This window comes from Telluria sp. RT2P19 (genome assembly GCF_059685725.1).
The window spans coordinates 25,157-35,142 of sequence record NZ_JCASIL010000031.1 but is presented as its reverse complement, the minus strand read 5'-3'; the positions used below and the strand labels follow the sequence as shown (position 1 = coordinate 35,142).

The window sequence follows — 9,986 nt, the reverse complement described above, 5'->3', positions numbered from 1 at the left end:
TCCTCGATCGGCGCTACCTGACCGGCTTCTGCCGTGATAGGGGCGGCGCCGAGCATCGCATCCCATACTTCGATCGCAGCACTGCGGCCAATCGAGCCGCCATGGTCACAGCGGATGTTGGCGCCGGCGGCGATCTGCTCATTGGTCAAGGGCAGGCGCACCAAGCCGGCCAGGTCCGTACCTGGCGCTGGCGGCGCGCCGGCTTCGACGATCTCCATGACCTGCACGCGCTCGTGCTTGCCTGGCGCCCAGGAAAAGTCACAGCCGAGCTTTCCGATCTGGCCATGGTTCTGACTAGTCAGCAGCAGCGACCACCGGCGAGGCGTGACGATTGCGGCCGGCGGCGTGGTGCTGGGCGTGGCGCCGGCGGCGCGGGTGATTGCTTGGTCCATCACTTCTCCTCTCGGTATTTGCGGCGCGGCGCCGAGGCCGCTGCCAGTTTCGCTTCTGCTTTGCTGCGGAGGGCATGCTCGAGCGCGAGCAGCGCCTCCGTTACGGCCAGGTCGTGGTGCAGCTTGCGAGCCAGCTTCTCGGGGCACTGGTCGGTGATGCGCAGTTCTTCGAAGGTCACAGCGGCCATCCATTCACGATCACTGCGGTGCACGTGGCCACCAGGGCCAGAACCTTGGCGCATTGCCACTTGATGGCGCGGAGTTGGTGTTCGCTCATGGCCGTCCTGCCGTTTCCCGCGCCACTTCGCGCATGCCGCTGATAGCCTTCTCGGTGGCCGCCCTGATGCGGTCCAGGTGCTGGCGGGCCTCCAGGATCTTGACCAGCGAGGTGCGGGCCAGGTCGTCGACCGGCACGGTGAACAGGGTGCGGAGCTCGAAGCGGTCCGGTGCCTCCTGGACCAGCTGCAGGCGCTCCCGCGTCTTGATCTCGTCCCAGAGCGGGAATTCCTTGTCGTGCGAGCGGAAGAGGTAGACGACGCTCGACGGCGGCAGGGGAGTGCCGTCCTCGTCCCACTCCAGGCGGCGCGCGGACTGGGGAGCTTCGAAGACGCGGCGCTGCAACTCGTTACGCGGCGGGATGCTGTTCTCGGTCATTTCTTGGCCTCATCGGGTTGGGTGGCTGGGGTCCTCTCGTCGATCGCCTTCAGGTCGCCGTAGTAGCGCGACGAGCCGCGGTTGGCGCGGTAGTTGCGGATCGCGTCGTAGTCGGCCTGGGTCATGCCCTGGCTGTCGGCGCTGCGCGCCCGGTAGATGCGGCGCCTCTTCATTGCGGCACCCCCGGATCGATGGCGCCGCCGAGGCAGATCAGCAGGAACAGCAGGGCGAACATCAGGCCAGGATGGCGGTCAGTCCATTCGATGCGGTACAGCAGCAGAAAGCGGATCATCGGAATCCTCACTTCGTGGTGTTCGCCCGGGCGCCGGGCCGGCGGCTCGGAGTCGAGCGGGTAGGGTTGAGGGCTGCAGCTTCGTCGCGCCGCTCCGTCAGCATCTGGATGGCAGCGCGCACGATCGCGGCCATGGTTGCGGCCTCGCGGTCGGGGTGCGCACCGTAGTGCTCGGTAATGCCGCGCCGGCCGGCGCCGTAGCTGACGGTGACCGTGCATTCATCGTGGTCATGCCGGATGTTCAGCGCGTGCTTGATGGCCAAGGCGCCGGCGGCACGCGGGTGGCGGCGCCACTTCGGCAGGATCTCGGGCATTGCCATGCCGTAGCCGCTGCCCGGCTTCTTCGAGAGGTAGACGTTCACGTCCAGGTGCACGCCGGCCGGCTTCACGCCGCGCTTGCCCAAGTCGAGCCGCGCTACCTCGATCTCTTCCTTGACCGCCTGGGTCAGGTATTCGGTGTCGTACTGCTGGGTCATGCCGCGCTCCATTCGTGGAGCCCTGCTGGGCTCGGTTGCGATGGAGCTATCTTAAGTCGACTTAAGACCATTGGCAAGTGAGCTTAAGAAAATATTTTAAGTTGACTTAACATAATGGTCGGTAAAAAGCCCCGTCATGCGGGGCTGCTGGCATGGCCAGGTAGGGGCGTAAAAAAGCCCGCGCTGGGCGGGCTCACGATCGACGGTGTTCCTCTATGCTTGGAGCGTTACCGTGCGTTGCGCTGCTCGCTCGGCGCTCTCGATGGTGGAGGCTGCAACCTTGAGCGACTTTTCTGCGGTTGCGAGCGTAAAGTCGTGGGCTAGGCGGTAGTCTGCATGCTTTCTGGCGTCCTTCAACTTCGGTAAATTTCTGGCGACACTGATAGCATCCTGACGACCGGGTCGCAGCGATTTTCCCCAAAGCACGAACGCATCGATAACAGCTTGATGTGAACTCTTTCCGTTCTTTTCTTCAGCGGTTACCTGGAACTCTTTAGGTAATGATTGGCTCGCAGCGTGCAGAGCAGCGTAATAAGCGCGTGACGTCGAGCACCGCAATATAACCTCAGCCACTGGAGAGTCAGTTTCAGATTCTATCAACGTCTGAGCGAGGTCGATTATTTCTTTCGCAGACACGCTCATTCGTTATCCTCTTCTTTCGCGTAACCTATCCAGTATTTATCAGGGTGAAAGTCAGGAACATTATCGAAAAGTGCCACCCCAAGCTCTTCATCAAGTCTTTCTATAACTTCATCGTCAGCATCTAAATCAATGTAAAACATGACGTAGTCGTCCTGACAATCGGAGTAGAGTCGGGTCTTAGTGAAACGAAGATGATTTTTCTTCAGGATGTCAAACGCAATCGCGTTGCATTGGGCAACCACGTCCTCGTTGATGCCATTTCGCTCAAGAACTGCGGACAGACTCATCGTCTTCTCCCTAAGGTCATTATCCTGCCCAGGCGCGCGCTCTTCCAACAATCCGTATAAGGTAATCGCGTCGTCGATTCTGCCGGCAGATTTCGCGGCTCTTACTGCTTGACGCAAATAGGATAGGTTCGCTGGGTCCTTTCCGATAGCAATTTTCAGCTCATCCAATGCTCCGTCAAACTCACCAATGAGCATTAATAGATTTGCGTAATGCGCATGCGTGAACGAATCGTTGCGAATGCCCAAGGCATTGCGATGTGCAATCGCCATTGCATCTTCGTCCCATTCCAGAAACGCAATCATGCATAGTGCAATGTGGCCAGCATGCGGATCGACGTGGAGATTTTCGACAGCCTCACGCTTATACCTTTTGAGCGTGAACGGATCTAGTTTTCCCGACTCCATAAAAGGTTCGAGTTTCTTGATGAGTTCAACTACTTTCGGCAGGGGAAGTGCGGTCATTCTTTTCTGGTGTACTGGCAACGGCCAACGAAGAGGCGTAGGAATGCCACGGCTGAGTGTGCGCCTGTGGATAACTCTACGGTTTGACAGGTTCCCGGGACTGCCTCTCGAGCGAGAGCTTATGGAACACATCATCAGTCTACATCAAAAATGATGCATTCACACAGGTGAATACCTGCGTCAAGCTCTCAGGCTCGCACGTTTGTGGCCCACATCGCACAGTAGCTGAGAGCTCGTCAGTCTCCCTGCGTCACGTCAGGCTCCCCTGCAATTAATTGCACACGAATGGGGAGGGGCACAAATGCAGCTAAGTGCGGGGAGGGGCGGCTTGCAATCAATTGCAAACGCCCCCGTCAGGCGGGGCTTGAAATTGCTTCCGACTGATGTTCGCTCACGGAGAAATCGGACGGGCCGCATCGACCTTCTTGCGGCTCTCCAAGTCCTGCTGCCACCTCGCATAGCTTGCTGCGGACGTGAACTCGACCATGCACCATTCGCTCGAGCATCGCATCTCAATGTAAAGCTCAGGCCTTATCCAGGCCGCACCCACAGGTCGGTCGGTGGTCCGACTCGGCGCCCCAAAGCGGGAAGAGATGGAATTGAGGATGGCTGGCGCATCAGCTGCAGAATGCGTTTGCGCCTTGAGATTTTCAATCGTTCCGTCGCGGGACATGCGCAGATCAAAGTTGGCATAGGCCGCCCACTTCGGCCGCTTGTCTGGGCCGGGTATTAGGACCATTCCCGACTTCCACTTCCCATACTTTTCAGGGCCGCTTACCCAGCAGATCGCATGCACATCTACACTTCCTGCGGTGACGCTCGGGCATACCTTTAGCTGAGCACTCAGCTTGCCGCCGACCGGAACGCCCAGGACAGTAGCCACCGGTGCTGCAGTAGCCGCAGCGCTCGCGGCAAGCGCGACAAAAGCGAATTTAGCGAGTTTCATCTCTTACTGGCGAGTTAGAAGGGCAGTTCCGAGTCATCGTAGGCGGGTTGATCGAGGTCGATCACTTCTAGGTCGAGCGTGGCCACATCGAGCGCCGCCAGCAGCGGGCCTGCATCGAAGGTCGAGTATGAAGGTACTGTGCCTGGCTGGGTGCTGACAAGGACGATCGGCAACCCTGGGTAGTGTGGCTGCAGGCGAAGCATGAGGTCATCGCCAACGCCCGGGCGAACAAAGCTCGAATGCGGCAGCGCGACGACAATACGCGCGCTCCTGAACTCGACGATCGCGCACTCGATCTTCATAGGCGCCCACGCAGGCGTCGGCCTGGTTGGTAGACCACCTGGCCAATGATGCTGATCTGACCGCTCCGGGCATTGACGTCGCCAAACTCATCGTTCAGCGAGTGCAGATACCAGTCGCCGTTTCGCTTGATCAGCTGCTTGACACAGCAGTCGCCATCGAAATTGAGGGCGTAGAGCTCGCGATTCACTGGCGATTTCTGACGGGTGTCGACGACGATCACGTCGTCCTCAAACATGAGCGGCTCCATGCTGCGGCCGCGCACGCGAATGGCCAGCAGCTCGTGCGGAACCAGCTTGTCTTGTTCGATCACCTCGACGGGGACGTGCAGGACGCCTCCGTCCTCCAGGTCGGGCTCGGTCTCGAAGCGCGTCACGCCGGCCTGCAGACGAAGCTTCACTAGGCGGACCGGCACGGTCTCAGGCTCATCGCCGATCCGAATGTAGGCAGCTGGCGCGAGGAATGGGTCGTCGGATTGTGTCGCTGGGGCCGCCGTTTTCTGCACCAGAGCTGGCGCCGGGACTGCTTGCCCATCGCCGGTTTCAAGCCAGAGGGCGTCGACGTGAAGATATTCACCCAGCAGGCGCGCCTTCGAGGCGCCGATTCCGTTCGTGTCAGTAAGCCAATAGTTGACCGACGTCGCGGAGCTGTTCGCGGCGCGAGCGAGATCGGCCGGCCGGATCTCGCGCCCTTGGCGTTTCGACTCTTCCGACATAGCCCATTTGAGGCGATCTGACAATAGTTTCATAAAGCTAGCTTAACAAATATTTTCTTAAGTTGGCTTGCGTCTGATCTTAAGTTGACTTAAGATATGTCTCAAGCCACCTTAAGAAAGCGAGAAGATGAACGACTCACAACTGATCGACGCCCTGGGCGGGACTGCCAAGGTAGCGGCACTGTGCAAGGTCTCCATGGCAGCGGTTTCCCAATGGCGCGACGACGGTATCCCTGCTGCTCGCCGGATGTTCTTGGAGCTGGCTCGACCGGACATCTTCCCGCCCGCTGAGAAGCCCAAGCGCCGCAAGGCTGACAAAGCTGAGTGACTGGGAAGTTTCGATTACCGCATTGTCGCGCACTCAACATTTCTACGCATCATTTGTTCTCAGGAACCGCACATGAACTACAAGGACGCCTTCCACCGTACCGTGCACGAAGCCCCAGGCGGCTGCGAGGCCCTGGCCGTGCGCATGGGTTACACCGCCGGCCTGCTGCGCAACAAGGCCAACCCGAACAGCACCACGAACGTCCTGACGATGGACGATGCATCGCGGGTGATGGAGATCACGCAGAACTACGAGGTGCTGCATGCGCTGGCGCGCCAGCATGGTTTCGTCTGCACCAAGCTCGACGAGGAGCCGGCCTGTGATATGGCTGTGCTCGAGTCGGTAACCGGCCTGTGGGCGACGCTGGGCGCGTTCGGCGGAGAGATCCACCAGGCGCTGGCCGATGGGCACGTCAACGCGAAAGAGGTTGCGGCGGTCGACAAGGCCATGTTCGCCGTGCTGCAGAAGGCCATGCAGCTGTGCTCGCGCTTCAAAGGGATGGCCCAGTGATGTCGCGCCGCTACCAACCCCAACTGCGCATTGCCATCCTTGCCGCACTCGAAGCCGGCCACCAGCGCACCGAGGAGATCAGCGCCCACACCGGGCTCGCGCCGAGGGACGTGTGTACGCGCCTGTGCTACATGCGCGGCCTGGGCCTGGTCAACAGCGTCCGCGCGCCGGCTGCGCATGGCGGCACAGTCAACATCTGGCGCCTGGGCCCGGCGGACCTCGACGAGGAGTACTCGAAAGCCGGCGAGCGCCAGGTCGTGATCAGCACCAAATACCCGACCCAGCACATCCGCGACCCGCTGGTAGCTGCGCTGTTCGGCGCGCCGGCCTGTGCATCGATGGTGACCGCATGACGACGAACATTCTCAGCGAGAAGTGGGAAGGCGACACCGCCGAGCCCATCGACCCGGACCAGGTCCGCATCAAGGCGATCAACGCACCGGTGCTGGGCGAATGCGACGGCTGCCTGTTTATCGGCCAGCGCGCCGCGGTGTGCATGCGCGCCAGCGAGATCGCCATGGCTGCCGGCGACCCGGATTGCGAGCAGGTTCTCACCGGCCCGCGCCGCACGGTGGTCTACGTGATCGACAAGAGTGACCCGCGCCAGATCCCACTGATCGAGAAGGGGCACTGATGCGCGATTACTCCAAAGTTGGTCCGCAGTTCTGGATCGGGAAGACCGGCAAGAAGCTGCGCGCGGCCGGCGCTGCCGCCCAGCTGGTCGGCCTGTACCTGATGACCTCGCCGCACGCGAACATGACCGGCCTGTATTACGTGTCCCGCGACTCGATTGCGCATGAGACCGGATTGGGCATGGAAGGGGCATCGAAGGGGCTTCAAAGCTGTATTGAAGCCGGTTTCTGCTCGTATGACGACGAATCTGAGATGGCCTGGGTTCACGAAATGGCCTTCTTTCAGATCGCCGACAAGCTGAGCGCAGCCGACAAGCGTTCGGCGGGCGTCCAGAACGAATACGACGCTCTGCCGGATAACCCTTTCTTGGGGCCGTTCTTCGAAAAGTACGCAGGCCCTTTCAACATGAAACGCAATCGCGGGGCTGTGGATAACAACCCCATCGAAGCCCCTTCCAAGCCCCTTGCAAGCCAAGAGCAAGAGCAGGAGCAAGCACAAGAGCAGGAACAGGAGCAAGCGCAAGCCGCGCGTGCCATCCCCGGCTTTCCGCCGGAAGACCTGCCGACCGCCGTGCAACTCAGCATCGCCATGCGTTCGAACGGAATCGACTCGCAGCCTGCCGATCCGCGCTTGGTCGCGCTGGCCGAGCAGGGCGTGACGCCTGAGACCGTGGCCGCTGCCTGCCAGGAGGCCAAGCGAGCGAAGAAGGGCCAGCGCATCAGCGTGGCCTACGTCGCTGCAATCCTGTCGACCTGGGCGACCGACGCGGCGAAAGTGCAGGCCGGCGGCGCGAACGACCGACGTCAAGCTGGTGGCGGGCAGGGCCTGAGCGACAAATTCGTGTTCTCGCACCTGGACCGCTCCGGCGACCAGCGCGCGATGGACGAAAGCATGAAACGCCACGGCATCACCGTGCCTGGCGCAGACGAGGAGATCGATCTATGACCGAAGGACTGAACCACGTGGCCGGCGTGCTGGGACGCTTCAGCGCGCACGTCACCACCGCCAGCGGATCGTGCAAGGAGCATGGCGCCGCCGAGGTGCTGGTGCGCAAGGGCCTGCCCTGGCACTGCCCGAAATGCCTGGAAGCGCAACTGTCGAACGAAGCGCATGCGCAGATGATGGCCCAGCGCGTTGCTGACCTGATGGCCTCGGCCGCCATCCCGGCCAAATACCTCGGCCAGAAGTTCCTGGCCACGACGGACGACCAGCGCGCAGTGCGCCGCACAGCCCAGCTGTTCCGTGACTTCATCCTGGGCGATCAGGTGTGGGCGGCGCTGATCCTGGTGGGCAAGACCGGCACCGGCAAGACCCTGCTGGCGTGCGAGCTGGCGCAGTCGCTCATGAACCGCGCCGCGCGCTCGGTCCGCTACATCACTGCCAAGGGGATGATCAGCGAGATCCAGGCGAACTACGGCCGCGACGGCAAGAGCGAGGAGACAGACATCGCCCGCTTCGCCCGCTACGACGTCCTGGTGCTCGACGAGATCGACGCCATCCCGGTCAAGGACAACGCGTCGCTGCTGCTCACCGAGATCGTCAACCGCCGCTACAACGAGAACAAGCCGGTGATCGCGATCAGCAATCAGCCATTCGATCACCTGGCGCGCTTCGTCGGCGAGCGTGTGCACAGCCGCCTGCACGAGAACTCGTTTTCCTGCGCTTTGAACTGGGCCGACGCGCGCCGCGTGCGCCAGCCGGTGGGCGCCGAGGTCGCAGCATGAGCAATTTCGTAAAGCGCCTCGAGCGCAACACCACGGGCCGCGACATCATCGTCGGCGACGTGCACGGCTGCTTCACCAAGCTGCAGTACGCCTTGGCCGCAATCGGGTTCAACCACCAGGCCGGGGATCGCCTGATCCACGTCGGCGACTTGGTCGACCGTGGGCCGGAATCGCACTGGGTTGTCGAGTGGCTGGCGCAGTCCTGGGTGCACTCCGTCGCTGGGAACCATGAAGACATGGCGATCCGCTGGCCGAACGGGAACATGGAGAGCGGCAATTACCACGCCAACGGTGGGGGCTGGATGATTGCGCTCGACCGCGAAACGCAACACGAGGTGGCAGCCGCGCTGTCGGCACTGCCGATCGCCATAGAGCTCGAGACGGAATTCGGACTGGTGGGCGTCGTGCACGCCGAGTGCCCGATTTCGCCATGGGCCGATTTCACATCGATGCTGGAAGACCCGACCATTTCCAACGGCAAGCGCCAGGACCTGATCGACGCATGCCAGTGGGCGCGCACGCGCATCCAGATGGGTGATGACAGTGAGGTCGCCGGCGTGCGCGCGGTCGTCGTCGGGCACACGCCGATGGAGCGCATGACCAGCCTGGGGAACACGCTGTTCATCGACACGATGGGCTGGCGCCGTGGCCACTTCACCCTGATCGACGCCGCCACGCTGCGGCCAGCGGAGGCAGCATGACCCGCGAACACGACCCCTGCGCCATGTGCGCGAACTTCACCGTGCCCACCGACGGCGCGCCAACCGGCATGTGCTCGGCCTGGGAGCAGCCGAAGCCCTGGAACGGCCAGATCGGCGTCCTGTTCAAGGAAGCGAAGGACCGGGCGCCGAGGGCGCGGTATGTGGCGATGCTAGGACAACAACAAGAATTGGAGAAAGCATGAAGAAGGTCGAAATAGGCGGCGCCACCCTCTACCACGGCGACATGCTCGAGCTCCTGCCGCAGCTCGGCGACGTCGACGCGGTCGTTACCGATCCGCCTTACGGGATTCTCAACCTGGATGGCGTCGGCTCGACTACGGCTGTTCGGAAATCGCCACGTCAGCAGGGCTCGGGGACGCTGAAGAACCGCATCTTGAACACGTCGAACGTCCAATGGGATATCGCACCGCCACAGGAGGTGTTCGACCAGCTGCGCAGCATGTCGCAGCACCAGATTATCTGGGGAGGCAACTACTTCCCGCTGCCGCCTGCGCGAGCAATCCTCGCCTGGGACAAGGAGCAGCCCTGGCCGAACTTCTCGCAGGTTGAGCTGGCATGGACCTCGTTGAACCGGCCGGCCGCACTGTTCCGCGTCAGCGCGACTCGCGGCACGCCGGACAAGCAGCACCCTACGCAGAAGCCGCTTTCGCTCATGTGCTGGTGCCTGGAGTTTCTGCCATCTGCCGTCACCGTGCTCGACCCGTACATGGGCTCGGGAACTACTGGTGTGGCGGCAATCCAGACGGGGCGGGGATTTATTGGTATTGAGCGCGACGAGAAGTATTTCGATATCGCATGCCGGCGAATCGAGCAGGCGGTGGCGCAGGGACAGTTGTTCGTTCCAGAGCCGGCCAAGTACGAGCAGGCCGCTCTATTCACGGAGGCCGCATGATCCGCACCTCT

The 9,986-nt window shown here is 61.8% G+C and carries 20 protein-coding genes; 9 read left to right on the top strand and 11 right to left on the bottom strand.

Annotated elements, in window-relative coordinates; all coding sequences use genetic code 11:
• The 11 genes from AC56KW_RS25375 to AC56KW_RS25325 all read right to left on the bottom strand — a co-directional run.
• Positions 1 to 392: hypothetical protein (locus AC56KW_RS25375; protein WP_497173405.1), on the bottom strand; the 392-nt coding region annotated here is incomplete at its 3' end.
• On the bottom strand, positions 392 to 571 hold the full coding sequence (locus tag AC56KW_RS25370; RefSeq protein WP_497173404.1) for a hypothetical protein: 180 nt from the start codon (positions 569 to 571) through the stop codon (positions 392 to 394). The genes AC56KW_RS25375 and AC56KW_RS25370, both read right to left, overlap by 1 nt.
• 94 nt (positions 572 to 665) lie before the next feature.
• A complete protein-coding gene (locus tag AC56KW_RS25365) occupies positions 666 to 1,046 on the bottom strand; it encodes a hypothetical protein (protein ID WP_497173403.1) in 381 nt (126 codons plus the stop codon).
• Positions 1,043 to 1,219, bottom strand: coding sequence for a hypothetical protein (locus AC56KW_RS25360; RefSeq protein WP_497173402.1), 177 nt, complete (start codon positions 1,217 to 1,219; stop codon positions 1,043 to 1,045). The genes AC56KW_RS25365 and AC56KW_RS25360 overlap by 4 nt, the downstream gene beginning before the upstream one ends.
• Positions 1,216 to 1,338, bottom strand: a complete 123-nt coding sequence (locus AC56KW_RS25355; RefSeq protein ID WP_497173401.1) for a hypothetical protein — start codon at positions 1,336 to 1,338, stop codon at positions 1,216 to 1,218. The genes AC56KW_RS25360 and AC56KW_RS25355 overlap by 4 nt, the downstream gene beginning before the upstream one ends.
• An 8-nt stretch (positions 1,339 to 1,346) precedes the next feature.
• Entirely contained in the window at positions 1,347 to 1,814 is a 468-nt protein-coding gene (locus AC56KW_RS25350; protein WP_497173400.1) for a hypothetical protein, read from the bottom strand.
• Positions 1,815 to 2,027: 213 nt separating this feature from the next.
• On the bottom strand, positions 2,028 to 2,456 hold the full coding sequence (locus AC56KW_RS25345; protein WP_497173399.1) for a hypothetical protein: 429 nt from the start codon (positions 2,454 to 2,456) through the stop codon (positions 2,028 to 2,030).
• Positions 2,453 to 3,205 (bottom strand): hypothetical protein, encoded by a 753-nt coding sequence (locus tag AC56KW_RS25340; RefSeq protein WP_497173398.1) that lies wholly within the window; start codon positions 3,203 to 3,205, stop codon positions 2,453 to 2,455. The genes AC56KW_RS25345 and AC56KW_RS25340 overlap by 4 nt, the downstream gene beginning before the upstream one ends.
• A gap of 391 nt (positions 3,206 to 3,596) precedes the next feature.
• Positions 3,597 to 4,151, bottom strand: a complete 555-nt coding sequence (locus AC56KW_RS25335) for a hypothetical protein (RefSeq protein ID WP_497173397.1) — start codon at positions 4,149 to 4,151, stop codon at positions 3,597 to 3,599.
• Positions 4,152 to 4,165: 14 nt separating this feature from the next.
• Positions 4,166 to 4,453, bottom strand: a complete 288-nt coding sequence (locus AC56KW_RS25330) for a hypothetical protein (RefSeq protein WP_497173396.1) — start codon at positions 4,451 to 4,453, stop codon at positions 4,166 to 4,168.
• On the bottom strand, positions 4,450 to 5,199 hold the full coding sequence (locus AC56KW_RS25325) for a S24 family peptidase (RefSeq protein ID WP_497173395.1): 750 nt from the start codon (positions 5,197 to 5,199) through the stop codon (positions 4,450 to 4,452). Before AC56KW_RS25325 ends, AC56KW_RS25330 begins: the two co-directional genes overlap by 4 nt.
• 94 nt (positions 5,200 to 5,293) lie before the next feature.
• Between AC56KW_RS25325 and AC56KW_RS25320 the strand changes: the two genes are divergently transcribed.
• The 9 genes from AC56KW_RS25320 (at position 5,294) to AC56KW_RS25280 (ending at position 9,975) form a co-directional block, all read left to right on the top strand.
• Positions 5,294 to 5,494: a Cro/CI family transcriptional regulator gene (locus AC56KW_RS25320; protein ID WP_497173394.1), complete on the top strand. Its 201-nt coding sequence runs from the start codon at positions 5,294 to 5,296 to the stop codon at positions 5,492 to 5,494.
• A 72-nt stretch (positions 5,495 to 5,566) separates the two neighbouring features.
• Positions 5,567 to 6,004 carry a phage regulatory CII family protein gene (locus AC56KW_RS25315; protein ID WP_497173393.1) on the top strand — a complete coding sequence of 146 codons (438 nt, stop codon included), beginning with the start codon at positions 5,567 to 5,569 and terminating at the stop codon, positions 6,002 to 6,004.
• Positions 6,004 to 6,357, top strand: a complete 354-nt coding sequence (locus AC56KW_RS25310; RefSeq protein WP_497173392.1) for a hypothetical protein — start codon at positions 6,004 to 6,006, stop codon at positions 6,355 to 6,357. Before AC56KW_RS25315 ends, AC56KW_RS25310 begins: the two co-directional genes overlap by 1 nt.
• Complete coding sequence (locus AC56KW_RS25305; protein WP_497173391.1) at positions 6,354 to 6,638, top strand: hypothetical protein; 285 nt, start codon at positions 6,354 to 6,356, stop codon at positions 6,636 to 6,638. The genes AC56KW_RS25310 and AC56KW_RS25305 overlap by 4 nt, the downstream gene beginning before the upstream one ends.
• A complete protein-coding gene (locus AC56KW_RS25300; RefSeq protein WP_497173390.1) occupies positions 6,638 to 7,582 on the top strand; it encodes a hypothetical protein in 945 nt (314 codons plus the stop codon). The genes AC56KW_RS25305 and AC56KW_RS25300 overlap by 1 nt, the downstream gene beginning before the upstream one ends.
• The gene (locus tag AC56KW_RS25295) at positions 7,579 to 8,361 is read left to right on the top strand and encodes an ATP-binding protein (RefSeq protein ID WP_497173389.1); all 783 of its coding nucleotides are present in this window, start codon (positions 7,579 to 7,581) and stop codon (positions 8,359 to 8,361) included. Before AC56KW_RS25300 ends, AC56KW_RS25295 begins: the two co-directional genes overlap by 4 nt.
• A complete protein-coding gene (locus AC56KW_RS25290; RefSeq protein WP_497173388.1) occupies positions 8,358 to 9,062 on the top strand; it encodes a metallophosphoesterase in 705 nt (234 codons plus the stop codon). The genes AC56KW_RS25295 and AC56KW_RS25290 overlap by 4 nt, the downstream gene beginning before the upstream one ends.
• Entirely contained in the window at positions 9,059 to 9,265 is a 207-nt protein-coding gene (locus AC56KW_RS25285; RefSeq protein ID WP_497173387.1) for a hypothetical protein, read from the top strand. The genes AC56KW_RS25290 and AC56KW_RS25285 overlap by 4 nt, the downstream gene beginning before the upstream one ends.
• Positions 9,262 to 9,975: a DNA-methyltransferase gene (locus tag AC56KW_RS25280; protein WP_497173386.1), complete on the top strand. Its 714-nt coding sequence runs from the start codon at positions 9,262 to 9,264 to the stop codon at positions 9,973 to 9,975. Before AC56KW_RS25285 ends, AC56KW_RS25280 begins: the two co-directional genes overlap by 4 nt.
• Positions 9,976 to 9,986: the final 11 nt, after the last annotated feature.